The sequence below is a fragment of the Sphingopyxis fribergensis genome, from assembly GCF_000803645.1.
In the GTDB taxonomy this organism is placed as follows: Bacteria; Pseudomonadota; Alphaproteobacteria; order Sphingomonadales; family Sphingomonadaceae; genus Sphingopyxis; species Sphingopyxis fribergensis.
The window spans coordinates 4,654,459-4,679,147 of sequence record NZ_CP009122.1 but is presented as its reverse complement, the minus strand read 5'-3'; the positions used below and the strand labels follow the sequence as shown (position 1 = coordinate 4,679,147).

Sequence of the window (24,689 nt, the reverse complement as noted above, 5' to 3'; positions counted from 1 at the left end):
TTTATGTTGCAACGCAACATTGATCTGATAGCCTTTGAATTCGGCGTTTCAGGAGTGTCTCTCCATCGTGTCCCAGACGGCGGCTATCGTGAAGCGGCTTCGATCGACGGCAGGCCGTTCGACCTCCGCAGGAGGACTGTTCCTTGCCAGAGTATATGCGCAAATCGTCCAGTTCGCCTTCTTTCTCGTCGTCGCGCGCTTTATCGGCGTCGCCGACTTCGGCACTTTCAGTCTCCTATTCGCTTTTGCCCTCGGGCTTTCGCTCTTCGCCGAGGGGGGCTGGCGCGAATATCTGATCTGCCATGACGAAGACGCCCTCGTTCGGCGAAGCTATGGGCTGGCGATCATGATCTCGCTGGCCATTTTTCTTTTGATTACCAGCGCCGCGGTCATCTTCTGGGTCGCGAGTCCGCACGCCCGTCTCGCTCCCACCATGGTGGCGCTGGCATTATGGGTGCCATTTCGAAGTTTCGCGACCCTCGACGCCGGGCGACTGACGAAAGCCGGCCAGATTCATCAGATTTCCGTGGCATCGATCGTTTCGGAAACCGCAGGCTGCCTTGCAGGCCTCGGCGCGCTGTGGGCCGGCCAGGGGATATTGGCGCTCGGCGTGTCCAAACTCGCGCTCGAGGCCACCGCATTGCTTTGCCTGATGCATGGTCAGGAGCGCGTGAAATGCGAGTGGCGGCGGCAGCCGCACGATCGTGCGATGATCGAGTTCGCGGGCCAAATCCTCGTCGGACGTTTCGCCTCCTTCCTGAGTGGGAACTCCTCGGTCTTCGTTATCGGATTCGGTCTGAATCCGATCGCGGTGGGCTTCTACCGCGCCGCGACCCGCGTCGCTGGAGCCGCCGCCGAAGCCCTGCGGGAACCCGCGCGCGTGATCTTCTGGTCGACCATGAAAAAGGCCGACGGTGCAGACCGCCGCGAACTACGCATGCGGAGCGCCGAAAATTCGGCCTGGTATCTTTTCTGCGTGGCGGCACCGGTCTTCGTGCTCATGGCCGAATTGTCCGAACCGCTGATCCTGATGCTGCTCGGGGAGAAATGGGCTCCCGCGGCGCCGATCATATCGATCCTGGCGATCGCCTATCTGATCGGGTTTGTCACGACGCTGAGCGAGCCGGTCTTCTCACTCGACAACCAGCCAAAGCGGGCGCGCGAACTCGCGATCTCGGCCGCCATTATGTCGGTGGTCGCGACCATTCTGGCCGTCCCGTTCGGACTCCATGCGGTTGCCTGGGCGCAGCTGGCGGCAAGCGTTCTGGTCGCGGCCGTGACCCTGTGGTCACTCCGGGTCCATGGCGATTTCGCTTCCACCCGTTTCCTGAAGCGGCTCGCTGCTCCAGCTGCAGGCCTCACTGCAATGATCGGCGCGCTGTGGTTGCTCGAAAGGCACGGCGCAGTGCATGCCCTTCCGCATATCTTCAAGATCTTGGCGCTGGGTTCCGCCGGCGTTGCCATCTACGCCATTGTCACCGGCGCCTTCATCCTCAACATCTTCCGCAGGCGCGCGGTGCACGCCCGCTGACCAGCGCGGGTCAGAGACGTATCAGAATATCGTCGACACCAAGCCGCGCGGAGGTCGCGACCGAGAAGCTTTCGGGGTAATGGCCCACCGCGATATAGACGATGATATTTTGCGTCGGCGGCAGTTTCATCAGCTTGCGCGCTGCGATGTCGCGGCTCGGATCGACGCTCCAGTTGAGCATGCAGGTGCCCAGACCCTGGGCATGAAGCGCGTAAACGAGCGACATAGCAAACAGGCCGCCATCGATCCAGCATTGATAGCGTTCGGCCGCACTCACGAAATTGCGCAGTTCGGACGTTATGATCAGAAGTTCGGAGATATCGTCGCCGAACCCCCGGTTTCCGCCCTGTATCTCCAGCAACTGCCTGCGCAGCGCCGAATCGACGATGTGGTAAGCCTTGGCCGATTGGCGGTTGCAGACCGAAGGTGTGCGTTCGGCCGCACGCACAGCGGCCTCGATCGCCGCGCGGTCGACAGGGTCAAGGGAAAATTGGCGAAGCGAGTGGCGCGAATGCGCGAATGACGCAAAATCCATGTGCGATCGGGCACGGACCGATTCCGCATCGAGCCGGATCGTCGCGGACTCGGCTTGGGCAAAATCGCCCGGGGTCAGAAACTGACCAAGGTTTGCGTGCGGCACACCTTGATCGCGACTGGTCTGCTCATAGTCCGCGAGCGCCGAACGGGCGACGCGCGTAATCCGGTCGGCGCCGAAGCGCTGCTCATAAATCCTGACATCGCGGATCAGCCGTGCAACGACATCCTGGCCGAAGCCGGGGCGCGATTGCGGCAAGGCCAGCCCTTTCTCGATCCGGTGAGCATCCATCTTGATCGCCGCACCGAGCCGCGCGCTTTCGGATTCGCGGTCGAACATCGAGGAGAAACGAAAATAGCGGAAGGCATCGTAAAAGAGATTGCGGTTCAGCTTCGCAAAGGATTTGGCGACGGCGAGCATCAGGCTGCGGCCGCGAAATTTTGCCTTGCGGCTGCCTTCACCAGCGGCTTGGCTTCCGCCACATGCGTCCGGATCGCGTCGATCCGATCGACAAATTCGGTGAGGAGCACAGCCGGTCTGTCATCGCCTCGCATGAAGTCGGCGGCCGTGCACAGCGAATCGGTCGGGAGACCGAAATGGTTGAGCAACCCCTCCATCTTATCCTTATAGTCGATGCCGAAGACTGGCGTGCCCGCCCCCATCGCGGCGATCATCAGATGCATCCGCCCCGAAACGACGCCATCGAGATCGCCGACCACCGCCTTGATCTCGTCGGCGGCAAGGCGCTCGTCCGGATAAAGGATATGCTCCGCGCCCATCCTTCGAAGCAAGCGGTCATAGATTGGCCGCAAGCAGATGGCATCGGAGGAGGAGCCCCGGCTGTCGTGATCGATCATCAAAAAGGCCAGCTCGCGGCGGGCAGCGAAATCGGCAATCGCCTCGACAAAGGCGTCGAGAAAGCGATCGAGATCGTGGCGGTCCTCAAGTTCGAGCAACAACGGATGACAGTTGAGCCCGAGCACAAGACGGCCTGTCCGCCGCTGATCGGCGATCCAGCCGGAGATCTCCTCGGTGAGTGAGGACACCCTTGGATCGAGAAGAAAGGCGACATCGGCGACGAGATGCGACTGTGCCGTCGATGCACGCTGGAAACGGCCGAAAGACACGGGATCGCGCAGGTTGATCCGGACCGACGCGTCGAGCGCATCGAACAGGCGGGCGATGCGCGGATGAAAGTCCTGACTGACGCTGAAGCCGGTAACATAGCTGTCTGCACCACCGCGTGCGAGCAGGTCGAGAAGCATCAGCTGACGGCCAGAGAAGGCCACATTGTAGCTGCCATCGAGCACATCGGCCCCCATCGCGACGACGGTACCGATTTCGCACGCCTTCACCTGCTCGATCGCAGCTTCGAAGGTCGCCGCCGAGGTAAGGAGGCGAAGCGGCGTCAGACCAATGGCTTGCGCCGCGGCAGCGGCGACGTCATTGGCAACGGCCACGTTGATGCGGGCGTGTGGGATCGCGTGGCGCCAGTAAGCCACGATGGCGCCGATCATCGCCTGATCGCCGGTCGATGATGTCAGGAGTTCGGGATCGGACGGAATGATCAGGATATTCGCCGGGACACCATGATATTGCCGGACCTTCGCGCGCGCCGCCTTCCATTCCAGTTCAAGTGTCCGAAAGCGCCGTTCGAGGACCAGTTTGCGAATCCCGAGGTTGCGCCAGGCGTATTTCAGCAGCCCGACCTTCTCGCCTTGCGGAGCATTGCGCTGGGGCTGTGATGTCATTGGAAACGCACCTCGCTACGACGGTTGGGAACAGGAAGGCCGGATGCCGGTGACGGCGTCGGGACGGCGATGGCTGATCACAGGGCCTCGATCCTTTCCGGCGTCAGCCTGCCGCGCATCGCATCGAACAGGCCGAGCCAATTGCCGCGCACGCGCCCGGCCCTGTCGACCCATGGCTCCGGTTTCAGCGCCCGTGCGTGATTGGCGACGAAATTACCGAAAATGATTCGCAGGGCGAAACTTGTCCGCATCGTTCCCTTGCCTGCGAGGTAGAGGGGATTGATGATTTGCGAATAGCCGAGCCGGACGCCGGACGCGCGGCCACCCTTCACGCCCTGATGCACCCCTGCAAAGGCGTGGGTCTGGACCAGCCGACCGCGTCCGAGCAATTGGGCGGCAAAGTCGATATCCTCCTGCCAGCCGTAGAGCTTCAAACGCTCGTCAAACCAGATGCCCTCGATCATCAGGCGACGGTAGGTCATGTTACAACCGTAGAGGCCCTTCATGTCCTTGCGGATTGCGGTGTCAGGCGTTGCTGCGATGTCGTCGTAACGTTCCACCAGTTCCTCGGCTTGCTCGGTCGAGATGCCAGGCGTGTTGATGCCGTCGGCGAGGAGCAGCCCGTTCGCGCCGGCAACATCGGGATTGGTATCGAAAAAATCGGCCATCCTCTCGATACAGCGCCGCGAGGGAATATAATCGTCGTCGAAAAAGGCGACCACATCGGCCGGGACGCGCAGATTGCGCAGTCCGTTATTGCGCTGCGCCGGAAGGCCCTTGGGGCCGATCACATGCTCGACGCCGGGATAGTCATCGAGATCGGACGGCAAATCGTCCTTGGACGCCACCGAAAGAAGGATCACCGCAGGGGGCCGGGTCTGGTTCGAGAAATGGCGGAGCGACGTTGCCAGATTGGCGGGCCTGCCCGTGCTGGCGATGATGACCGCAACCTCGAGCCGACTCATGCCTTCAACTCCTCAGCTGTAACCGGCAGGATGAACGCTCTGGTGGCGAGCCGATCGCGAGGCGCGCCAATGGGTCGAGCCCCGCCGTCGAGGCAGCGCGCGCAGGAGCGCTCAGAATCCGGATCGTCATTGCCTGGTTCATGGGGAGAGCTCCCAGACGCCTATACCTCATGCTAGGGCCGACTCGTTGTGCGATGCAACATATTTATGTGTCGACAGCGCGATTAGGGTCGGCCGGTACCGGAACGAGACAGCGAGGCCGCTCATTAGCAGAACCGTAAATGTCAGTTAAATAGGGATTTTCGTGACGCCAAAATCAGGGGTTCGGACAATCTTCGCACCATAGACCGGCTTTGCAGACCTATGTTGCATTGCAATATTTTTTGATTGTGTCACATTCCTGTGGTGATCTTGAAGAGCGCCGCCCGGAATTTCGGGCAGTCCAGCATTTTGGTCGATCGGAGTTCGGTGACGCGATTTGCTATCCAGGACCGGATATTCCAGGCGGCGGCGGCGCTGACGCTGCTCGTCGTCCTTGCGAGCTTCACCGGTGGAACGATCGGGCAAGCGCGCGATATCGCGTCCCGGCTCGCCGCGGCTCATTTGGGTTCGCCCGGTGTTCCAAGCGACCTTCCGCTTCCCGAGCCGTTGCTGCTCAACAAGATCGACCCGCAATCGGCGCGCGAGATCAACGTCGCGATACCTTTCAGCACCGCCCCGATCCCGGCCGCGCGACCCTTCGCGCTCGCGGGTGAAACCGCGAGCCGCGAAAAAGCGGTCGACTGCCTCGCCGCGGCCATGTGGTACGAGGCGGGCAATGACGACCGCGGCCAGCGCGCCGTCGCGCAGGTGGTCCTCAATCGCGTCCGCCATCCCGCCTTCCCGGCCACCGTATGCGGCGTCGTGTTCCAGGGAAGCGAACGAACGACGGGATGCCAGTTCACCTTCACCTGCGACGGCGCTTTACGCCGCACGCCGTCCGAGGTCGCCTGGGCAGAGACGCGCGCGCGCGCACGGTCGGCACTTGGCGGCCTGGTCGATGCGTCCGTCGGTCTCGCGACCCACTATCACACCGATTGGGTGCATCCGATCTGGAGTGCGAAACTCGAGAAAATCGCGCAGGTCGACACGCATCTATTCTTCCGTTGGAGCGGAAAGTGGGGCCAACCCGCCGCGCTGCGTCAAGGCTATGCAGGGCACGAGCAGCCCATCGCAAAACTCGCCTCGCTCTCGTTATCGCACCGAGCAGAGCTCAGCGAGGACGCTGTCATGATCGCCGACGCGGCGGGCCTCGTGCCCGTGGCGGTCGCCGATGTAAAAACCACCCTCGCCTCGCTGGAGGCGCCCGCAATGCCTCCGCCCTCGCTCGAAGGCGTCCATTTCATCAATGCGCGCGAAGAGGGAAATGGCGGTTCACTCGCGATGCAGGCGCTAAACGTCTGCGGCGATCAGAAATTCTGCAAGGTCGTCGGATGGCTGGAAAGCAGCGGCCGCGCCAACGCCTTGCCGACGTCGAGCGCGGATCGGGAGGCGGTTGCTTTTCTCTATGTTCGCGATCGTCGCACCGGCGTCGATCGGGCCTTTTGGAATTGCTCGCATTTCGAGCGGAAGAGCAGCAGCCAGTGCCTGGGCGCAGACAGGGCGCGATGGATAGGCTTTAACGGGAACTTCCAGTCGGACCGACGATCCGGCACGCAGAACACTTAAAAAGAGAGGATGCAGGAGGCGGATAACATCATTTGGAGGTGTCCGCGTCGTGAAAAAAATCCGCAAGGCCGTCTTTCCCGTTGCCGGGCTGGGCACCCGTATCCTGCCCGCGACCAAGGCCATCCCGAAGGAGATGCTGACGATCGTCGACAAGCCGCTGATCCAATATGCGGTCGAGGAGGCGCTGGAAGCAGGTATCGAGCATTTCATCTTTGTGACGTCGCGCGGAAAATCCTCGCTTGAGGATCATTTCGACGTCGCGTTCGAGCTTGAGGCGACGCTGAGCGCACGCGGGAAATCCCAGGCACCGCTCGCCCAGACGCGGCTCGAACCCGGAAGCGTCTCCTATGTTCGGCAGCAGGCACCGCTCGGGCTGGGTCATGCCATCTGGTGCGCGCGCGAGCTGGTCGGCAACGAACCGTTCGCCGTCCTCTTGCCCGACGATCTGATGGTCGGCCAACCTGGCTGCCTTGCACAGATGGCGGCTGTCCATGCCGAACATGGCGGCAATATCATCTGCACCCAGCGGATCGATCCGCACGACAGCGCCCGGTACGGCATCGTGATTCCCGAAGAGGAGATCGGCTCGGTGACGCGGATCAGCGGCATGGTTGAAAAACCCGCGCCCGCCGACACTCCGTCTGACATGGCGATCGTCGGCCGCTACATCCTCGACCCCGACATCATGTCGCTGCTCGCGACACAGGAACGCGGTGCCGGCGGCGAAATCCAGCTGACCGACGCGCTGGCGCGCGCGGCGGCCAAGGGCGACAGCTTCGGCTATAATTTCGAAGGACGGCGTTATGATTGCGGCGATGCGATCGGCTTTGTCATCGCCAACTTGGCCGTGGCGATGACGCGCCCCGGGATGACGGGCCCGGTCGAGGACTTCTGGTCCGCGCAAACTCACATTTCGGGCACAGCCGGCAAGGGGCGCAGCCATGTTGCATTATAGCGGCATGCCGATCGCGGCGCTCAAGCTCGACACGATGCGGGTCGAAAAACCGTGGGGGCGCCGGACCCTCCCCACCCCCTTCGGCACGCCAAACGCCCCGCTTTCCGATCCGGTGGGCGAGATCTGGTTCGAGATGCCAGGGCGCCCGCTGGACCTGATGATCAAATATATTTTCACAAGCGAAAAGCTCTCGATCCAGGTCCATCCGTCCGACGATCAAGCGCGCCGCGCCGGACACCGTCAGGGCAAGGAAGAATGCTGGTACATCCTTGATGCCGAGCCGGGCGCCAGCGTCGGCATCGGTACGAAGCGTAAACTTACCGCCGACGAGTTGCGCGAAGCATGCCGCAATGGCGATATCGAAAGCTTGATGGAGTGGATTCCTGTCAAAAGGGGCGATTTCTTCTATATTCCGGCAGGCACGGTACACGCGATCGGCGTCGGGATTTCGCTGGTCGAAATCCAGCAAAATGCCGATATCACCTATCGCCTCTACGATTATGGACGACCGCGCGAGCTGCACCTCGACCACGGGATCGACGTCTCGAATGCCCAGCCCTACCCAGCCGCCATGCGGCGGCATGTGTCGATCGAAAAGGCAGGGCGGCTCGTCGATGGACCGAAGTTCAAGCTGTCGGTTGCTCATGACAGCATTCCGCGGCTCGACGGACGGGGTCCCTATTTTGTCGTCCCCTTAGAGGGCATCGTCGCGACCGACAACGGCGTGGCGAAGCCCGGAGATTGCGTGGTGACGGGCGATCCATCGCGCGTCGTGCCGCTCGGCGGCGCGCGAATGTTCGTTGCACGCAGTTGCGGCGGCGATCTGTTTCGAAACTCACCGACAACAATCTGGTGATTGGGAGAATGACGATGATGCGACGAATGATCCTGGCCGCTGCGCTGCTTCTGTCTGCCTGCTCATCGGCGGGGGCGTTGCCAACGCTGGCGATTACGCCGGAACAAGCCGTTTATCGCCTCGGCAGCGGCGACCAGCTGAAAATCACGGTCTATGGCGAAGAACGGTTGAGCGGCACCTATCCGGTCAATGGCGAAGGCAAGATATCCTTTCCGCTCGTCGAGGAAATCCCGGCGGCCGGTCTTTCGATCAGCGAGTTCGAGGCGACCTTGACGAAGGCGCTCAGCGAAGGATTGCTGAACAATCCGAATGTGGTTGTCGAAGTGACTAACTACCGGCCCTATTATATTCTCGGCGAGGTCGGCAAGCCGGGCGAATATCCCTTTGTCGATGGCCTGACGATCTTCAGCGCGGTCGCGCGAGCCGGTGGTTTTTCCTATCGTGCTGCCCAGAAGAAGGTGTTCATCCGGCATAAAATGGAAAAGGATGAAAAGCTCTACAGCGTCGACGGCAGCACGCCCGTCCAGCCAGGCGACACGATTCGCGTTCCCGAGCGTGTATTCTGATTGCAGCGATGCTTCGCTTTGGGGCAGTTTATCGGCCAGAAGTGGATAATTACCGGCCGCGGGCGCCCGATTTATGCTGCAGTGCAAAAAAATCTTGACGAGCGGGCTGCTTGCCATAGAGTTCGGTAAGTCGATCGAAGAAATGTTCGGCAAGAAAAAAAGGGCTGGGAGCGGACTCAAGCATAGCGTCATCTTCGACAGGGGATCGTTTATGTCACTCGATAGTCCGATGAGTATCGCAAATCTGCCGCGGTCGAGCGTCGAGCAATTCGGCGATTCCGTTCTTGGGGCCCTGCATCATCCGAACGCGGCAAACTCCGTCGATATGGGCCTTTGGGACCGCGACGAGGCCGAAGATGCGATCATTCGCCTTTTCGATTTCGCAATCAGCCTGTTCGCGATCGTGCTTTTCCTTCCCCTGCTCCTTGTCATTTTCTTCATTATCAAGGCCACTGACAAAGGCCCCGCCCTGTTCGTGCAGCAGCGGATCGGGAAGGACGGCAAGACCTTTCCCTGCATGAAGTTCCGGTCGATGGCGGCCGATGCCGAACAGCGATTGGCGACGCTCCTTGCAACCGATGAAAATGCGGCCCGCGAATGGGCGGCGGACCAGAAGCTGCGCAACGATCCGCGGATTACCGCAATCGGCGGCGTGCTGCGTAAAACCAGCCTCGACGAGCTCCCGCAGTTGTTCAATATTCTGGCGGGTCAGATGAGCGTCGTGGGACCGCGGCCGATCGTCGCGGGGGAAGTTCCGCGATATGGCCGAAGCTTCGAATATTATTGCGCCGTGCGCCCGGGCCTTACCGGCCTGTGGCAGATCAGCGGTCGCAACGACACGACATATGACGAGCGGGTCGCGCTCGATGTGCGTTACGTCCAGACCCGGAACCTTCATTCAAACATCGAAATCTGCGCAAGGACGATCCCTGCGATTCTTGGCGCGCGCGGCTGCTATTGAGCAAGCCTGCCGCGGGCGGGGACCGTTCCCTACGAAGGCGGCGACAGACGGTTACTTGGGGCTCCGTCCGTTGCCGCCTTCGACTATAGTCGATAGCTAAGCGCTTCAGATGGCGCATTCAGCGCAATGCTCACGCCCTCGCCAACACACAATCAGAGCCACGGCGCGCCGCCGAATAAGGCTCAGCGCTTGATGGAGATCCGCACGTTCCGGGCGTCAACGCCGGCCATTGCTGCGATGACGAGTTGCGCTCCATAAATGAGAACGCTCAATCGATGCGCATTGCCCGCCCCTGCCGGTATGCCGACAGTGCGCCACGCGGATAACCCCATGGCATCCATTTCCCGGTACATCGCTTCGCTTTGGTCCTTTCCCGTCAATTCCTGCGCGGAAATGCCGAGCGCGTGAGCCAGCGTTTCGAGATTGCTTTGACGGGGCCGGCTCTTGCCCGATTCCCAGGCCCAGATGGTGGGCCGGCTAAGCCCGGTGCGATCGGCCAGTTCTGCCCGGCTCAGACCGCATTCTTCGCGAAACCGGCGCATTCGCTGCGGCAACGGCTCACCAGCGTTCACGACTGCCGGGTTCGCCGCGGCGCTCATGATAGTGGACATTCAAAAAGGGTCGCCCGAGATCGCCGCGCCGTGCGCGAACATCTCACCCCGCGCTTGCCGCGCGTTGCGAGCTGACAATCGGATTCGGTTCGAGCGGTAACAAAGACATCCATTGTCGCACCCCTGACCAGGCGACATTCTCTCCCGTCTTTGTATTTGAACCCTTCATGCCTCCTATTTTGCTGCTTTGCAACATATCTGGCGCACGCGCCGTCATGCCGACGTTCACGACCATCGGCAAAAACAAGCGCCGCAGAAAAAACCCGCCAAAAAGCGCCACTTCCAACATTTTGCGAAATAGTGAGCGGGCACTGGCCGACAGGCTGAAAAAATTGTGCAAGTGCGAAAAGAAAAATTGCTGCAAGTGCGAAATGATGCCAGTTTCGTCAGGTCACGACTCGCTGGAGTTCCGGACCATGGGCGCCACCATATGCATCGCCGATAAACCGCCTGGGGCGGAGCGCTTCCATGTCGGATAGCTCCGCGGTGCCAAAGCAGCATTATATCTTTCTCGATGGTTTGCGCGGTGTCGCCGCGATCATGGTGCTGCTGCTCCACTGGTTCGAGGGAAATGGAAAAGAACTCTTCGGATCGGGATTACTCGCGGTCGATTTCTTCTTCATCCTCAGTGGCTTTGTCGTCGCGCTAGCTTATGAGCAGCGGCTTCTCGCCCAGGGCAAATCGGCGCAATTCATCCGCCAACGGTTTATTCGGCTCTATCCGATGATCGCGGCCGGCGTCCTGCTGGGATTTATGAGATTTGCGATGCTCTCCTTCCAGGAGAGCGGCAGCCCGATAGATGAGGTGCTTGTTACCCAATTGGTCGGCGGACTGGCGATGATCCCCTTCGATCTGGGCGGCGGCGTGGCCGGCTTTTTCCCGCTGAACAATGCACTCTGGTCGCTGCATTTCGAGTTCATTGCTTATCTCGCCTTCTGGCTCGTTCTCTATCGCGTCAGTACCTTCAGACTGGCCGTCATCGCCCTGGTTGCGATGCTCGGATGCTATGTCTGGGCCATGATGACATTCGGTCCGGCCGATCTAAGATCCGCCGCAGGCGATACCGCGACCGGATATACACATGCGCTCAGCCGAGTCGCCTTCTCGTTCACCCTCGGCATGATGATCTTTCGCTGTCGCGACCGCATCACCAGTGCCGTGTTGCCAGGAGGCCGGTGGCTCGTACTGCTGCTTGTTGCTGCTTTGGCGCTGCCTCGCGACCTGGTACCGCCGCTCGCCGTCATGGCGCTGCTCGCGCTCGTCTTCCCCTATATCATCGCCGCCGGCACGAAAGTCGTGCATTCGGGTCCATTCACCGGCGCCGAAAAGGTGCTCGGAGACCTGTCCTATCCGCTCTATGCGCTGCATGTTCCCTTGATCTGGACGATGAACGGCGCGTGCAAGACGCTGGGGATCGGCTTTACCCAAAACCCATTTCTCAACGGCATCTTCATCCTGCCCCTCACGCTGGCGGTCTCCTACGCAGCCTTCCTCCTCTACGACCGGCCGCTCCGCCGCTGGCTTACCGCGCGCTTTGCAAACCGCCGGACGGTGGTTCCCGCCGCGATCGGGGACCCGATATTCTAGATCTGCCTCGCGGTACGGCGACTTTGCCATGCGCCGGCCGCGCGTCGTTCGTTCCAACTGCTAACCGCCGTAGGGCCGACACAAACTTTAAGGAAGCCACGCATGCGCCGAAAATCCTTATCCCAATTTCTGATCGAAGCCGAGCGAACGGGCGACATTTCGGCCGATCTGCGGCTGTTGATCGAGCTGGTCGCCCGCGCGTGCAAGTCGATCAGCCACCGGATCAGCAAGGGGGCGCTTGGCGATGCGCTCGGCAACCTCCAGACCGAGAATGTGCAAGGCGAAGTACAAAAGAAGCTGGACGTCATAGCGAACGAGATTTTCCTCGATGCCAATGAGTGGGGCGGCCAACTCGCCGCACTCGCGTCAGAAGAAATGGAGTTCATCCGGGTGGTACCGAGCCACTATCCCAAGGGCGAATATCTGCTCGTTTTCGATCCCATCGACGGGTCTTCCAACGTTGACGTCAACCTCTCGGTCGGCACGATCTTCTCGGTCCTGAAAGCACCAGAGGCGTCGCCCGGACGAGATATTCGCGAGGAAGATTTTTTCCAGGCGGGACGCAATCAGGTGGCGGCCGGATATGCCATATACGGTCCGCAGACGATATTGGTGCTGACGCTTGGCCGAGGCGTATCGGGGTTCACGCTCGATCGCCACATCGGGTCGTTCATCCTGACCGACGCGACTATGAAAATTCCCGATACGAACCGGGAGTTCGCGATCAACGCATCGAACCGTCGCTACTGGCCGGAGCCGATCCAGCGATATTTCGATGATTGCCTCGCCGGCTCGGTGGGCCAACTCGCTCACGATTACAACATGCGCTGGACGGCCTCGATGGTGGCGGACGTGCACCGCATTCTAACTCGCGGCGGTGTTTTCCTCTATCCTGCGGACAGCCGGCCGGGAATGCAGAGCGGAAAACTGCGCCTGCTCTATGAGGGCGCTCCCATGGCGCTCCTCATAGAACAGGCCGGCGGCCGCACCTGGAGTAATGGCCAAGCCATTCTGGATATCGAACCAGAATCACTTCATCAAAGGATACCGGTCGTGCTCGGATCGACGAGCGAAGTTCAATTGCTGGTAGAACATTATCTTCATAACGAACTCCCCGATCGATCAAGAGTCCAGACGGTGAAACGATCGATCTACGGTGCCACCTAAGAACCGGGCGCGCGCGCTGATTGGTCCATCTAAATTTCTGCTGACGGAAAGCCCGGCACGAACACCGCCCGGTTTAATAATGGTGCGAGAATAAAGCGAACGTTCGATACCGGACGCGAACCCATCGCCTTGTCTCCGCCTCTACAAATGGCAGCTTTCGGGTCGCCATTTCATTGGACGGTACGACTGAAATCAGGCGCAAAGCGGTCGTTTCGGCGCCCGTCCCGTTCACCACCGTTGAAACGCGACCGCCTTTCGGCACCGCGAGAGCGCTCGCATCATATGATATTCAACTCCTTGTTCGCGGATACCAATTTCTTCCGCGATTTCCCGGTAAGTTTGACGCCGCAACCTGTGCATCAGGAAAATGCGCCGCGTGCGACGAGGCATCGCAAGAATTGCCCGCCGTAAACCGCGCCGCAAATCCGACGCTTCAATTGCCAATGCCTGTTCGGGGCCGGCAGGTGCGTCACGCCCTTCATCGAACGGGAACAGCCCAGATTCCTTCCGTCTCCCACGGCGTGCGCGCTCGATCACTAGATTGCGGGCTGCGCGAAACAGGTAAGCGCGCGGATTTTCGACCCGTTCAAATGCCCCGGTTCGCAACATCCGCGTGAACGCCTCTTGCGTGAGGTCTGAGGCTTCTTCGCGTCCCACACGACGCCGGAAAAAATGAAACAGCTGCCTATTCTCGCATCGGTAGAAGTCGTCGAACGACTTGAATGGTCCGGGTGCGGTCATGGCCGTTCCTCCCGATTGCACCGCGAGGGTAACGACGCATCCCGGGAAGCGCGGAAGAGTGTGATGCCCGCCTCGATCCGGTCGAGAATGAAAGTGTCGCGCTCGGTCTTGGCGGTGCGAATGTCAGACTTCGAATAGATCTCGACATCGACGGCGCAGCGATTGCCGAGTTCCCGGTTGATTGTTGCCCGCGCCCGTCGCCAACTGCGTTCGTCAGTAAAAAGGGGATGATTGACGACGACCCAGAATTCATAATCGGAAAATTCGATCGTCCGACTATCTTCGTACCAGGATCGCCGCGCGTAGGGACCGATGAGGATGATCCGCTTGATCCGACCCGGTTCGGGTGCATGAACCTGCGAAGGGTCAAACAGGCCGCGCAAAATGCGGGTGATGCGCTCGATTTCTCGTTGTTTGCGCCGGATGAGATGGCCAACGCGCGCCATCACGACCTCGCGCGCGTAAACGTCGTTCGAATGTCGGGTGGTCATTTGCAGCTCGCACCGCGGCGGTCCGCGCATTCCTGCGCGGATGAGCAAGCGGTGTTCGCTGTCGGGCCGCTGGAGCGGCTATCAGCAACCGTCCGACACGCAGCCGGACCTACATGATGCCTGGCAGGATAATCCCCGGAATGGCCGCCAGTCGTTCCATTCCGTGACGCGGATTATGCCAGAATCCGGGAGTCCCGGCAAGTCCGATGGCGCGAGTCTACTTGCGTGCCGCCGCCTCAAGCTCTGCGATTTTATCGGTGCAGACCTGATGTACGACGCGGCCCAGTTCCTCGACCCGAGCGGCGAGCCAAGCCAGCTCGTCTTTGCTGATCCTGTAGTGCTTGGAATAGCGAGCCTTAGTATAGGCCTCCTTCAATTTTTGGAACATAGCGCGGTCGCGCTGGCTGTCCTCGGGCCAAATTCCGAAAAGACGCCGATCATGCCCTTCGGCCAACGAACGCAGAAATGCGATGTTATGGTTGTACGGCGTATAGAATGTTAGCGTCAGCAAGACACACGAGTACAATCGCTCGGTCGTCTGATGAAGGTCGAACGCCGCATCCTTTAAGAGCCCTTCCGACATGGCATATTTGGCAAGTTTTTCCCGTGACATTGCGCTGGCAATGCCATCCTCAAAATACTCCTTCGCCGCGACGAGAGCTTGCTCAGGTGTCTTCGGTCTTGGCGCGGCTAACTCCCGGTCGTCCGCTTCGTACAACGCGATACCGTCTTTCACGACTTCCATGAAGAACACGCGCCCATGCGAAAGCCCGTCGTTCACTTCGTGCAGGCTGTGGACGATGAAGTTGACCGGCGTATGGAGCGTCTTTTCTATCGTGTAGGCGCGGATCAGTCGCTCCTCGGCCTTTGCCCAATGGGCAGCGCGGTCGGTCAGCTCCTTCTGGCTTACAATGATGAGGATGTCGTAGTCGGATTTATACTGGTTTGCCGATAACGGCGCATCGACCCAATCGCCCCGCGCGTGGCTGCCGAACAGGATGATCTTGAGGATGCGCGCGCCCTTGCGTGGGCCGGTCGCATTCTCCGTGGCGCCGCGAAACTCGTCGAAGATGGTCTCGACGACGCGTTCAAGTTCGCGCTGCTTGGCGGCAGGAAGATGATCGAGATCGGTGCGCATGTCTCAAGAATCTTCGGCAAGATCATACGGTTTGGCAAGGACTAAAGCCCGGCCCCGAATTTAGATGCCAGAGTTTGCGCCAATCCGGACACGCTCGTCTTCGCGGCAACAGGCTGCGGAATGGCGGCCTGTGCGATCGCGGTCTGGACCGTACCGGCACGTTCGTTGATTGCGGAGACCAGCTTCGCGCGATCGTTGGTGAAAATCGTCGCCGACTGCTTCGCGCGGGATATGCCGACGTAGAAGCTTTTCTGATCGACCAAATTGGTGGCGCGGCTGTCGGCATGAACGATGACGTGTTCGGCCGTCCGGCCCTGCGCGGCGAAGGCGGTATCGACATAACCATGCGCGATGTGGCGGTCGCGAGCGGTGTCGAGCCGCAACGTCTGGACCTGCCCTCGCGAGCCCCGAACGGTGGCGGTCCTGGTATCGGCATTGACCGCCGTCACTTCCGCGCGCGCGCCGTTTACCCTGTCTGCCTCCCGATCGTTGCGCGTGAACCGGATGCTGTCACCGGCCCTGAGTTCCAGACGCTGCGCCTCGAACACTTGCACCTTGCCTGCGCCCCATTGGCGCAGCCGCCAATCCACCTCGCGCCCGTCTTCTGATCGCAGAGCAATCGCAGCCTTGGCTGGATCGACGCGTTCAACGCGGAAAGCCTCGCCGCGAACGACGCCCTTATCGGCATAGTCTTGCGAGAAACGAACGACATCGCCCCTGTCGTAGCTCAGTGGGTCGCGGGCCTCGGCTCGGGTGAGGCCTTTGTTGACCAGGCTTTCCACCGTGACGGCTGGCCCCCTGAGCGTGCCTGACCGCACAAGCGCCTGACGGATATCCGCGGTCAAGGCGTCGCGGCCTTCGCGCGACGGTTCGATGACGAGCGTGCGAGCCCGGCTGGCCTTGTCGAGCCCAGCATAGCGATCGGCGATCGCGGCCAAGCGTTCGGCGCGATCAGCACCCTCGATGATCGCGCCGCCACCGCGATCGAGGGCGCCGAGTGCCTTCTTGGCATCTCCCTCGATCGACGCCAGCACCGCTTCTTTTGTCGCGGTGTTAGTCTGCCGGACAATTTCGCCGAGCTTGGCCGTTTCCATTCCGGCAGTCTGGAGCTGCGCGAACGCCGCGCCGGCTTCGACCGATCCAAGCTGTTTCACGTCGCCGACCAGGACGACGCGGGCATCATGCTGCTCGGCGAGATCGAAGAGGCGCGCCGTGTCGCGCGCGGAGAGCAGCGAAGCTTCATCGACAATCCACGCGGCGGGCTGACCGGACGCGGAGGGTCCGGGCGACAGCATATGGCGCGCGACCGTGTCGCCGCGCGTCCCCAACGCCTCGCCGAGCACCATCGCCGCCGATGCGGTCGGCGCGAGCGCAACGACCGACACCCCGCGCGCCTCTGCTTCGCGTGCAAAGGTCGCGAGGACCGTCGTTGTCTTCGCGGTCCCTGCATAGCCCTGCACCGCAGTGATCCGGTTTCGGCTGGTCAGAAGTTGTTCGGTCGCCGCGCGCTGATCGGCATTCCAGGCAAAACCGTCATGCTCGGCCTGACGGGATGCGACCGCGACAGCCTTCGCTGCGGCTAGCGGCGACGCGATCGGGGCGAATGCACCGCGACCTTCTGACTCGATCCGAAGCAATCGCGTTTCGGCTTCGATATTCTGATGCGTGGTAAGGCCGGCAAACTCCGCACCGCGCCGGTCCAGGAAGGTGCGGTCAACCAACTCGCCGCGTGCGCCTGCGGCGTCGATGGCGGCGCCGACCTGAGCATAGCTGACCTTCCCCAATCCAACGCGCCCGGCTTCCTCGTGCAATGCGGCGACCGAAAAGACCGATTGCCGCTCGCCGAGCTTGTCAGCGGCATGGGCCACCGCGCGCTCGGCCGCTTTCGCCTGCTCCGCCAATCCCGTCGCGCTAACCGAATTGGATTTTGCCTCACCGATAAGCGCGAGCCGCGCTTCGGAATTGAAGCCGGCCCGGTCGGCGGTCTGGCGCCAGTCCGCCACCAAGGAAGCTTGATCCGCCGCAACCTTGGCCTGTCGCGTATCGAGCGCCGCGACCTGCTTCTCCGCGGCGCTGGCGGCCTCACGCGACGTTCCGCGCTCGCCGAGCGCGGCCTCGATCTCGGCGCTGCGAGTGCTGAATGCTGCCATGACGTCAGCCGAGACGCCTTTGATCTCGAACATCGACTCCTTGGCAGTCTCAATCACATAACCGAGTTCGCGGACCTTCAAGGCCAGTTCCTGCCGGTAGATCGCCCCGATCTGCTTCTGCAGCTGATAGATGGCTCGCGGTTCAAGGCTGCGCCACGATCCGTCCTCGCCCTGCGTCGCGTTCATAATGACGTTGTGGGTATGAAGCTGCGGGTCTTGCGCCCGGCTGGTCCCGTGCTGGAAGCTCGCGACGATAAGGTTACCGGTCGCTTCGCGCGTGACGGCGCCGCCATGCCGGACGCGGGTCGCGGCCATATGGGTTTCGACATGGGCGAGCGCCGTCCTCACCGCCTCGCCGTGGGCGGCGATCAACCGTCGGTCGCCGGCAACCTCTGCCATGATCGACACCGACTTGGGCGCGCTCAAGGTCACATCCCATCCGGGCCGATGCTCAAGCTGACCGTTGCGGAAGGTGCCGAGTTGCTGGTCGCCGACCTGGCCGTCGAGCAGTTCACGAAAGCGCTCGCGATCAACATCGCCCGACAGCCCAAGCTCCTGGGCGCCCTTGCCATGCCATTCGGACGGCGAAAGGCCGCCCTCGGCATAATAGTCGTCGGCCTCGTAGTAGCTGCTGGCCTGAGCTGAGCTGGTCAGCACGGATACCGACGCGACCATCAGACTGGCCCGTTACCGGCGGGCGGCGTCGGAGGCGACTCTGCGGCTGGCGACGATGGCGCTGCTGGCGCTGCTGGCGCATCAGGTTTCGGCGGAGCAGGCGGCGGCGCTTCCACGGACCGGTGCCACAGACTATTCTTCGGGTCGCCTTCGGCAAAGCCAGGCTGGCGAGGTTCGCCACGACGGGCGATATGATCGGCCGAGAGCTTTATGCGCGCGACGGGCAAGCCGTCCGGGAAAAGCAGATAGCCCTCATGCTTGGGCAGACGGAATTCGCTCTCTAACACTGCGGGCCGCGTCTCGCGTTGCCGACCAAGCGTCGTGCGCGCCTTATCGTCACCATGGGCCAAGGCGTCGGTCATGGTCGGAACCTCGACGTCGCACGTGCCGATTGTCTTACTGGACCACTGCCGCGTTTCGCTGTCGGTCAGCTGAAGGAACAGCTTGGTGTTGCAACAGCCGAGCATCGATTCTGCAAGCTGAGGCCCGTAGCGATGGCGCATCTGGCCGATCGCCTGAAAGGTCAGGACGACGGCGGCTCCGAACTTCCGTCCCTCGGGCAGCAGACGCGCAAGATTGTCGACGCGGGGAAGGTCGGCCAGCTCGTCGAGCACGAACCAGACGCGCCGGTCGGCCGATGGCGATAATCCGAGCACGGCACTTGCCGCACACTCCAGCCAGCACGCGAGCAGCGGCTTCGATGCTTCGAAATAATCCTCCTTACGCGGTACGAATATCCACGGCTTTCGGCCCTCATGCTTGTCGAGCCCGGAGATAAAGTCGCGGAACGCAAACGGGGCCTCATCGCCCTCCTGCATCCGGAGGAACTGAATGAGGTTCGAGGCCTTGGCGAGCATGAAAAGCACGCTTCCCGTTGCGCGGTCCGCGTCGTCGGCAAAGGTTCGCGCCGACGAGCTGTTGCCCAGCCACAGCTTCAGGTCGTCCTTCGTCCGCACCTGAAGCGCATCGAGCAGATCGGGCAATGTGCCTTTGCCCTCTCGCCAAAGCGCCCGGATCATGTTGGCCACGAGGATACGGCTAGTCTCCAGCCAGACGTCGCGATCATGCTGGCCGGTCTCGGTGACAAGCTGGTTCGCGATCCGGTCGGCATCGGCCGGATGGGCAATCTCGGCGAACGGCGACCAATAGGCGCAGCGAGCGTCGAACGGATTGAGGATGATATCGCCGCGCTCGGGCCGGTAGTAATGCGCGATGAACTCGCCGCTGGTGTCGTAGACAAGCGCCGCCTCGCCGCGCGCCTCGATGCCATCGAGCATTTGCCGGAGCACGGTGGTCTTGCCACTGCCGGTCGTCCCGATCATTGCCATGTGCCGGGTCTCGAGTCTGGTCGGGATCGGGACTGCGCCGATCGCCAATGCGCGTTCGCCAGCCTCGCGGCGGGTCAGTTTGGCAAGGCGCTGTTCGGTCGTAACGAGCGTGCCGGCGATGAAACGGTCTCTGAGTGCAAGCTCGCGGCGCCGGGCCATCGCTTGTCGGAAAAGGATCAAGCCCGACAACCATCCGGCGAAGCCCAGCCAGAGACCCCGCACGACAAACGACGTCGTCGCAGCCGCGGCATCCCGAAAATAGGGGTGGGCCGCAACAATGCGAGCCGACGCCTCATACCTCTCGCCACCATAGTCGACCATGATGCCAGGCTCGGCGGTGGTGCCACTGGCAAACCAGGTCTTGGCCTTCGCAAAATAGTAAGTTCCGGTCGCTTGCATCGTGCCTGGGGGCAGCATCATGTGAGGCACGATCAGACCGCCCAGCGCGACCGACGCCATCATGACCAAGGCTTGGCGCTTGAAACGCTTTGCTTGGCTAAACCGATAATGCCGTCGCAGCGCGTCAGCATGGATCCGGCGATCCTGGTGCTGGCTCATGACTGCTTCTCCTGCGAGAGGCGGCGCTGGCGCTCATAGGCCGGACTGACTTCAGCAGCGATGACCTCATCGGTCTGACCACCCCCGAGAGCTGCACTGCGCGCGTAGCAATAGGAGGCGCAGGCCGTGAACAGAGCCCGGTCGAGCATCTGTTCGACAAGAACCATCCTTGTGCTGACCGACGCCAGTTCGGCGACGAACTCACGATCGTTCGTGCCCCGGGCAGGCGGGTTCGTCAGGGCAGCGACACCGGCCTTCACGCAACGCTGGAGCATCTCGTAAGGGGTGACATTCTGCTGGGCCGCGAGCTTTTGCATGGCCTTGTCGACCGCAGCCGGCACGCGGACGGTGTATTGGACAGTCTTCATCACACCGCCCCCGCGAGAGTGCGGGTAGCACTCTCGAAAACGCGCGGAAATCCGCGACTCTGACGCAGGCTGCACTCCCTGTAGTCGAATCGTACTCGCGAAAAACGGCGGAAAAGCTGGATGCACCCGTGCGTGAGGTGTGTATCCAAATTACGGGTCCGATGCGTAGCATCGCGGCCCCGCGACCTTGCCTCCAAAGCAGCCGTATCAGACATGATTCGGGCCCTCCTCGCGAGGAGCCGCAACCATGCGATCCTGATCTAAGATGTCGCCCCTTGCCGCGATCATCGTCTTGGCCTTGCGATCGGCAGCTTCGCGATCAAACGCTACGGGCGTCATCGGACATTCGCGCAGACCGTTATCGGCAACCCACGCTTGAATCGCCCGCTCGATCGCAGCCCGCGTTTGCAAATGAAGATCGCTCGCCTGATAAGGATCGAGGTGGGCTGTGACGCCGGAGCTGAGAACGAGACCACCCAGCGGGAAAACATGGTTGCCCGCCCACTGGTACGGACCATCGATTCGGCAGAAACTGGTTTCGCCGTCATAGAGAGCGAGAGGCGGGCGCTCTGCCCGGTTCCACGCAGCTAGCGCGGACCGGTAGGTATCTCCGTCTTCACCGTCAGCGATCAGCTTCTCTATGAGCGGAACGACATAGGGTGCGCTGTATCGATCGACGGCGAAACGCAGGGTGACTTTGTGGTCAAAGCGGAAGAAATTGTTGAGCCGGTCGACGGCTTTGCTCAGAATGGACATGCGGCGTCCTTTCAATAAAATGGGATGTGTCGGTGGGATGGTGGGCGATGTGTCGCCCTCCGGGAGAACAGGCCTAAGCCTGAGTCTGGGTCAGCCGTCTGATCGACTCGGTGGTGATCAGCGTCCGCGTCCCGATCTTGAGGGCATCGACCTGTCCGGTCTTGATGAGCTTGTAGATCGTGCTGCGACCGACGCCGAGCGCCTTCGCTGTGCGATTAATCGAGTATGCGAGTTCATCCATTGTCGCCTCCGTTCGATTGCCGCGATGCGGCGGGCGACAGGATCATTTGCACGCAAGCGCCGGCATTCCCAACGGTGTGCGGAAGCGCCTATTTCAGCGGTTCGCGGGGTTTCCCGGTAATTGGCTTCGACCAGAAACCACGCAAATGCGTTATTCCTCGGTAATTGAGGCTAGGAATTAGAAGAGCGATTTTTTCTGATCGCTGCCAGAATATCGTTTGCATAGCCTGCAAGCTGGGTGTCGCTAGGGACCTCCATCCGCCTGCCGATATACCAATGCACTAGCAGGCCTATGATCACCTTCTGGTTTCCGATCTTTTTAGTGATGTCGAGCGCGCGTACCTTGGGATGGTCGATCAGCGACATGATCGCGCCGGTGTAATCATACTTCTTGAGCACGCCAGACCGCTTGGGTTTGGCCTTGGCGTCAGCGATCAGTTTGTCGACGTCCGCCTCGAGAAACAATTCCGGGGCGAACCAGAAACCGACGGGGCCGAAGAGGGCGTTACGGATCGTGCTGTCATTGGCCACATGCGCAGCACGAAGTTTGCTGAAGAAGTAACGATGGTCGACATAGCGGCGCGCGCCATTTCGAGCGAAGTAAAAGGCGCGTGGTGACGATTCGAGTTGGAGGATGGCGAACAGGCGCTCCAAGTTTCGGACAGCGGAATCTTCAGGGTCCGCATAAACCGGCTTCTGCGACGTGGTGGCCTTCAATCCACCATACTGAAAAACGCGCCACGAGGCGCCAGCCGCCATCATCAAACCAAAACAACCCAAACCGATCAGCCCGATCACGTCGGCACCGGGCGCCTCATTCAGAGTGAGAGCTAGCCAGGGAAGTAGGGTAACGGCAGTCGCGAAAGCGGTGGCCGCAGATGTGGTAGATAAGAGCCAGTATCGTTTCTGGATAACGCGCGAGGCATCCGCCGCGATGCGGTCAAGTTCGGCAAGGCCAGTCTGCTCATCCGTGTTGATGAAGCGGGCTGCAACCCTGCGGAGCGACAAAACTTCCGTTCGGTCTTCCACCGGCTTCTCCTCGGGCATGAGATAATACTGCCGTGAAGAAGAGCCAATTACAAACACTTGCTCGGCCACCAAACACAACGCGAGACAACGGTGAACGGCCCGCAGCCGTGGTAGCCCGGTGGTAGCCCGACGAAATACGCATCAAACAGCGCCGGACGCCGAGCTGCCTAAATGGCTGATTTTATAGGAAAAACTGGAGCGGGCGAAGGGATTCGAACCCTCGACCCCAACCTTGGCAAGGTTGTGCTCTACCCCTGAGCTACGCCCGCTCTGGCGGCTGGAAACCGGTCGGTTCCAGCGGGTGAGGCGGGCGATTAGCACCGGCTTTTTGACTCGGCAACCCCTGATTACGCATTTTCTCCGAAGGGTTGGCATATCGCCCGAAATTCCCACATAAGCGAGGAAAGAGTCTCTTCCGCTGGCGCGGAGGCGGCGCCAAATCAAAACAGGAGCAACATTGCGTGGCCACGCTCGGTCTGAATCCCACCGAAAAGGAAGCCGTCGAAGCTTTCCGCCGCGACGTCGTCGAACCGTCGATGACCAGCCTCGTCATCCTCGATTTCTGGGCCGAATGGTGCGGGCCGTGCAAACAGCTTGGCCCCGTGCTCGAAAAGGTCGCCGAGGATTATGCCGACAAGGGCGTCGTGCTGGTCAAGGTCGATGTCGATGCGAATCGCTTCATCGCCGGCCAGTTCCAAGTCCAGTCGATCCCGACCGTCTACGCGATCTTTCAGGGCCAGCCGGTCGCGAACCTGACCAACGCGCGCACCGAAAGCCAGCTGAAGGCGATTCTCGACCAGCTGCTCGCACAGCTCCCGATCGAGAGCGAGGCGACCGCGCGCGCAATCGAGATCGCGCCGCTGATCGAAATGGGCGAGAGCGTGTTGGCCGAAGGCGACGGCCCGCGCGCCGCGAGCGTCTTTGCGCAGATTCTCGACATCGCACCCGACAATGCTGCGGCGCATGGCGGGCTAATTCGCGCGCTCGTGCTGGCGGACGATATCGACGGCGCGCAGGCTGCTCTCGACGTCGTCCCGGCCGAGATCGCCGAAGACCCCGCGATCGCACAGGCGAAAAGCGCGCTCGCGCTCGCCGCCGATGCGCCTGACGCGGGCGAACTCGCGGCGTTCGAAGCCGCGGTCGCCGCCAACCCCGACGATCATCAGGCACGCTACGACCTTGCCAGCGCACAGATCGGCGCGGGGCAGCGCGATGCCGCCGCCGACAATCTGCTCCATATCGTCGCCGCCGACCGCGAATGGAATGACGACGCCGCGCGCGCCAAGCTTCTGTCGCTGTTCGAAGCTGTTGGGCTCGAAGACGCGTGGGTCGCGGCGCAGCGCCGCCGCCTGTCGCTCATCCTGTTCGGCTGATGGGCGAGACCGCCCCCCTGACCATCCAGCGGATCGCGATCTTTCCGCTCACCGGCGCGGTGCTGTTCCCCGGGCTGCACCTGCCGCTGCACATTTTCGAGCCGCGCTATTCGGCGATGGTGCAGGAGGTACTGGCGCGCGACCGGCAGATCGGGATGATCCAGCCGCGCCAGCTTCCCGGCGAAGAGGATCGCGAACCGCCCGCGCTCTATGACGTCGGCTGCGTCGGGCGCATCATCGATGTCGAGGCGCTCGACGAGGGCCGCTTCAACCTCGTGCTCGAGGGCGTCGCGCGTTTTCGCGTCCGGCGCGAGCTCGACGTCACGACCCCCTTCCGGCAGGTCGAGGCCGAGATCGAGCTCGAAGCCGAAGAGGGTGCCGTGCTGGCGAGCATCGAGCGCGCCAGCCTCGAGCGCGAAGCCAAGCGCTTTGCGGCGCGGCAGGGCTATGTCGTCGACTGGGATTCGGTCGGCCAGCTCGACGATGCGACGCTGGTCAACGGCATCGCGCAGGTCGCACCGTTCGATGCGGCGGCTAAGCAGGCTTTGCTCGAAGCGACGCCGATCGACGCGCGCGCCGAGCTGGTCGTCCAGCTGATGCAGTTTTTCGGCCGTTTCGACGGCGACGACGGACGCGCCACGCTGCAATAA

Annotated in this window: 24 protein-coding genes and 1 tRNA gene; 10 read left to right on the top strand and 15 right to left on the bottom strand. The window is 61.5% G+C overall.

The window, feature by feature from the left end; all coding sequences use genetic code 11:
* Positions 1 to 67: 67 nt before the first annotated feature.
* Positions 68 to 1,531, top strand: coding sequence for an oligosaccharide flippase family protein (locus tag SKP52_RS21910; protein WP_228383740.1), 1,464 nt, complete (start codon positions 68 to 70; stop codon positions 1,529 to 1,531).
* 10 nt (positions 1,532 to 1,541) lie between these two features.
* On the opposite strand, the gene SKP52_RS25725 is transcribed toward SKP52_RS21910, so the two are convergent.
* The 3 genes from SKP52_RS25725 to SKP52_RS21895 all read right to left on the bottom strand — a co-directional run bounded on the left by SKP52_RS25725 (position 1,542) and on the right by SKP52_RS21895 (position 4,782).
* Positions 1,542 to 2,486, bottom strand: coding sequence for a nitroreductase family protein (locus SKP52_RS25725; protein ID WP_039578782.1), 945 nt, complete (start codon positions 2,484 to 2,486; stop codon positions 1,542 to 1,544).
* A complete protein-coding gene (locus SKP52_RS21900) occupies positions 2,486 to 3,817 on the bottom strand; it encodes a polysaccharide pyruvyl transferase family protein (RefSeq protein ID WP_039578779.1) in 1,332 nt (443 codons plus the stop codon). Before SKP52_RS21900 ends, SKP52_RS25725 begins: the two co-directional genes overlap by 1 nt.
* Before the next feature lie 77 nt (positions 3,818 to 3,894).
* On the bottom strand, positions 3,895 to 4,782 hold the full coding sequence (locus tag SKP52_RS21895) for a glycosyltransferase family 2 protein (RefSeq protein ID WP_039578776.1): 888 nt from the start codon (positions 4,780 to 4,782) through the stop codon (positions 3,895 to 3,897).
* A gap of 405 nt (positions 4,783 to 5,187) precedes the next feature.
* On the opposite strand from SKP52_RS21895, the gene SKP52_RS21890 reads away from it, so the two are divergent.
* The 5 genes from SKP52_RS21890 (at position 5,188) to SKP52_RS21870 (ending at position 9,827) form a co-directional block, all read left to right on the top strand.
* The gene (locus tag SKP52_RS21890) at positions 5,188 to 6,489 is read left to right on the top strand and encodes a cell wall hydrolase (RefSeq protein ID WP_148309211.1); all 1,302 of its coding nucleotides are present in this window, start codon (positions 5,188 to 5,190) and stop codon (positions 6,487 to 6,489) included.
* Between the two features lie 49 nt (positions 6,490 to 6,538).
* Complete coding sequence (locus tag SKP52_RS21885; RefSeq protein ID WP_052208716.1) at positions 6,539 to 7,444, top strand: UTP--glucose-1-phosphate uridylyltransferase; 906 nt, start codon at positions 6,539 to 6,541, stop codon at positions 7,442 to 7,444.
* A complete protein-coding gene (locus SKP52_RS21880) occupies positions 7,431 to 8,300 on the top strand; it encodes a class I mannose-6-phosphate isomerase (RefSeq protein WP_228383739.1) in 870 nt (289 codons plus the stop codon). Before SKP52_RS21885 ends, SKP52_RS21880 begins: the two co-directional genes overlap by 14 nt.
* Before the next feature lie 14 nt (positions 8,301 to 8,314).
* Positions 8,315 to 8,866 (top strand): polysaccharide biosynthesis/export family protein, encoded by a 552-nt coding sequence (locus SKP52_RS21875; RefSeq protein WP_228383738.1) that lies wholly within the window; start codon positions 8,315 to 8,317, stop codon positions 8,864 to 8,866.
* Positions 8,867 to 9,095: 229 nt separating this feature from the next.
* The gene (locus tag SKP52_RS21870) at positions 9,096 to 9,827 is read left to right on the top strand and encodes a sugar transferase (RefSeq protein ID WP_228383737.1); all 732 of its coding nucleotides are present in this window, start codon (positions 9,096 to 9,098) and stop codon (positions 9,825 to 9,827) included.
* 182 nt (positions 9,828 to 10,009) lie between these two features.
* Here SKP52_RS21870 and SKP52_RS21865 read toward each other — a convergent pair whose 3' ends face one another.
* Positions 10,010 to 10,438 (bottom strand): helix-turn-helix domain-containing protein, encoded by a 429-nt coding sequence (locus SKP52_RS21865; protein WP_039578771.1) that lies wholly within the window; start codon positions 10,436 to 10,438, stop codon positions 10,010 to 10,012.
* A 43-nt stretch (positions 10,439 to 10,481) separates the two neighbouring features.
* Entirely contained in the window at positions 10,482 to 10,778 is a 297-nt protein-coding gene (locus SKP52_RS21860; protein ID WP_148309210.1) for a hypothetical protein, read from the bottom strand.
* A gap of 128 nt (positions 10,779 to 10,906) precedes the next feature.
* Between SKP52_RS21860 and SKP52_RS21855 the strand changes: the two genes are divergently transcribed.
* A complete protein-coding gene (locus tag SKP52_RS21855; protein ID WP_039578765.1) occupies positions 10,907 to 12,025 on the top strand; it encodes an acyltransferase family protein in 1,119 nt (372 codons plus the stop codon).
* A gap of 102 nt (positions 12,026 to 12,127) precedes the next feature.
* Complete coding sequence (locus SKP52_RS21850) at positions 12,128 to 13,192, top strand: class 1 fructose-bisphosphatase (RefSeq protein WP_081997480.1); 1,065 nt, start codon at positions 12,128 to 12,130, stop codon at positions 13,190 to 13,192.
* 228 nt (positions 13,193 to 13,420) lie between these two features.
* On the opposite strand, the gene SKP52_RS25720 is transcribed toward SKP52_RS21850, so the two are convergent.
* The 10 genes from SKP52_RS25720 to SKP52_RS21805 form a co-directional block, all read right to left on the bottom strand.
* Positions 13,421 to 13,933, bottom strand: coding sequence for an RNA polymerase sigma factor (locus SKP52_RS25720; RefSeq protein WP_081997479.1), 513 nt, complete (start codon positions 13,931 to 13,933; stop codon positions 13,421 to 13,423).
* The gene (locus SKP52_RS21845; protein WP_228383736.1) at positions 13,930 to 14,424 is read right to left on the bottom strand and encodes a hypothetical protein; all 495 of its coding nucleotides are present in this window, start codon (positions 14,422 to 14,424) and stop codon (positions 13,930 to 13,932) included. Before SKP52_RS21845 ends, SKP52_RS25720 begins: the two co-directional genes overlap by 4 nt.
* A 217-nt stretch (positions 14,425 to 14,641) precedes the next feature.
* Positions 14,642 to 15,562 (bottom strand): nucleotidyltransferase and HEPN domain-containing protein, encoded by a 921-nt coding sequence (locus SKP52_RS21840; RefSeq protein WP_039578763.1) that lies wholly within the window; start codon positions 15,560 to 15,562, stop codon positions 14,642 to 14,644.
* A 41-nt stretch (positions 15,563 to 15,603) separates the two neighbouring features.
* The gene (mobF, locus tag SKP52_RS21835; protein WP_052208714.1) at positions 15,604 to 18,387 is read right to left on the bottom strand and encodes a MobF family relaxase; all 2,784 of its coding nucleotides are present in this window, start codon (positions 18,385 to 18,387) and stop codon (positions 15,604 to 15,606) included.
* Entirely contained in the window at positions 18,387 to 20,273 is a 1,887-nt protein-coding gene (locus SKP52_RS21830; protein ID WP_039578761.1) for a type IV secretion system DNA-binding domain-containing protein, read from the bottom strand. Before SKP52_RS21830 ends, mobF begins: the two co-directional genes overlap by 1 nt.
* Positions 20,270 to 20,641: a hypothetical protein gene (locus SKP52_RS21825; RefSeq protein ID WP_039582019.1), complete on the bottom strand. Its 372-nt coding sequence runs from the start codon at positions 20,639 to 20,641 to the stop codon at positions 20,270 to 20,272. Before SKP52_RS21825 ends, SKP52_RS21830 begins: the two co-directional genes overlap by 4 nt.
* Before the next feature lie 207 nt (positions 20,642 to 20,848).
* On the bottom strand, positions 20,849 to 21,397 hold the full coding sequence (locus tag SKP52_RS21820) for a hypothetical protein (RefSeq protein WP_052208712.1): 549 nt from the start codon (positions 21,395 to 21,397) through the stop codon (positions 20,849 to 20,851).
* A gap of 73 nt (positions 21,398 to 21,470) precedes the next feature.
* Positions 21,471 to 21,638 (bottom strand): helix-turn-helix domain-containing protein, encoded by a 168-nt coding sequence (locus SKP52_RS21815; RefSeq protein WP_039578759.1) that lies wholly within the window; start codon positions 21,636 to 21,638, stop codon positions 21,471 to 21,473.
* Positions 21,639 to 21,808: 170 nt separating this feature from the next.
* A complete protein-coding gene (locus tag SKP52_RS21810; protein WP_039578756.1) occupies positions 21,809 to 22,684 on the bottom strand; it encodes a hypothetical protein in 876 nt (291 codons plus the stop codon).
* A gap of 176 nt (positions 22,685 to 22,860) precedes the next feature.
* Positions 22,861 to 22,935 (bottom strand) — tRNA-Gly (locus SKP52_RS21805).
* A gap of 192 nt (positions 22,936 to 23,127) precedes the next feature.
* On the opposite strand from SKP52_RS21805, the gene SKP52_RS21800 reads away from it, so the two are divergent.
* Both SKP52_RS21800 and SKP52_RS21795 read left to right on the top strand, forming a co-directional pair.
* Positions 23,128 to 24,039: a tetratricopeptide repeat protein gene (locus tag SKP52_RS21800; RefSeq protein WP_039578751.1), complete on the top strand. Its 912-nt coding sequence runs from the start codon at positions 23,128 to 23,130 to the stop codon at positions 24,037 to 24,039.
* Positions 24,039 to 24,689: an LON peptidase substrate-binding domain-containing protein gene (locus SKP52_RS21795; protein WP_039578748.1), complete on the top strand. Its 651-nt coding sequence runs from the start codon at positions 24,039 to 24,041 to the stop codon at positions 24,687 to 24,689. Before SKP52_RS21800 ends, SKP52_RS21795 begins: the two co-directional genes overlap by 1 nt.

What these genes read in the sequence shown, in the direction of transcription:
- SKP52_RS25725 (WP_039578782.1), bottom strand. Translation starts at nt 2,486, where the DNA reads ATGCTCGCCGTCGCCAAATCCTTTGCGAAGCTGAACCGCAATCTCTTT.
- SKP52_RS21900 (WP_039578779.1), bottom strand. Translation starts at nt 3,817, where the DNA reads ATGACATCACAGCCCCAGCGCAATGCTCCGCAAGGCGAGAAGGTCGGG.
- SKP52_RS21895 (WP_039578776.1), bottom strand. Translation starts at nt 4,782, where the DNA reads ATGAGTCGGCTCGAGGTTGCGGTCATCATCGCCAGCACGGGCAGGCCC.
- SKP52_RS21880 (WP_228383739.1), top strand. Translation starts at nt 7,431, where the DNA reads ATGTTGCATTATAGCGGCATGCCGATCGCGGCGCTCAAGCTCGACACG.
- SKP52_RS21875 (WP_228383738.1), top strand. Translation starts at nt 8,315, where the DNA reads ATGATGCGACGAATGATCCTGGCCGCTGCGCTGCTTCTGTCTGCCTGC.
- SKP52_RS21870 (WP_228383737.1), top strand. Translation starts at nt 9,096, where the DNA reads ATGAGTATCGCAAATCTGCCGCGGTCGAGCGTCGAGCAATTCGGCGAT.
- SKP52_RS21865 (WP_039578771.1), bottom strand. Translation starts at nt 10,438, where the DNA reads ATGTCCACTATCATGAGCGCCGCGGCGAACCCGGCAGTCGTGAACGCT.
- SKP52_RS21855 (WP_039578765.1), top strand. Translation starts at nt 10,907, where the DNA reads ATGTCGGATAGCTCCGCGGTGCCAAAGCAGCATTATATCTTTCTCGAT.
- SKP52_RS21850 (WP_081997480.1), top strand. Translation starts at nt 12,128, where the DNA reads ATGCGCCGAAAATCCTTATCCCAATTTCTGATCGAAGCCGAGCGAACG.
- SKP52_RS25720 (WP_081997479.1), bottom strand. Translation starts at nt 13,933, where the DNA reads ATGACCGCACCCGGACCATTCAAGTCGTTCGACGACTTCTACCGATGC.
- SKP52_RS21845 (WP_228383736.1), bottom strand. Translation starts at nt 14,424, where the DNA reads ATGACCACCCGACATTCGAACGACGTTTACGCGCGCGAGGTCGTGATG.
- SKP52_RS21840 (WP_039578763.1), bottom strand. Translation starts at nt 15,562, where the DNA reads ATGCGCACCGATCTCGATCATCTTCCTGCCGCCAAGCAGCGCGAACTT.
- mobF (WP_052208714.1), bottom strand. Translation starts at nt 18,387, where the DNA reads ATGGTCGCGTCGGTATCCGTGCTGACCAGCTCAGCTCAGGCCAGCAGC.
- SKP52_RS21830 (WP_039578761.1), bottom strand. Translation starts at nt 20,273, where the DNA reads ATGAGCCAGCACCAGGATCGCCGGATCCATGCTGACGCGCTGCGACGG.
- SKP52_RS21825 (WP_039582019.1), bottom strand. Translation starts at nt 20,641, where the DNA reads ATGAAGACTGTCCAATACACCGTCCGCGTGCCGGCTGCGGTCGACAAG.
- SKP52_RS21820 (WP_052208712.1), bottom strand. Translation starts at nt 21,397, where the DNA reads ATGTCCATTCTGAGCAAAGCCGTCGACCGGCTCAACAATTTCTTCCGC.
- SKP52_RS21815 (WP_039578759.1), bottom strand. Translation starts at nt 21,638, where the DNA reads ATGGATGAACTCGCATACTCGATTAATCGCACAGCGAAGGCGCTCGGC.
- SKP52_RS21810 (WP_039578756.1), bottom strand. Translation starts at nt 22,684, where the DNA reads ATGCCCGAGGAGAAGCCGGTGGAAGACCGAACGGAAGTTTTGTCGCTC.
- SKP52_RS21795 (WP_039578748.1), top strand. Translation starts at nt 24,039, where the DNA reads ATGGGCGAGACCGCCCCCCTGACCATCCAGCGGATCGCGATCTTTCCG.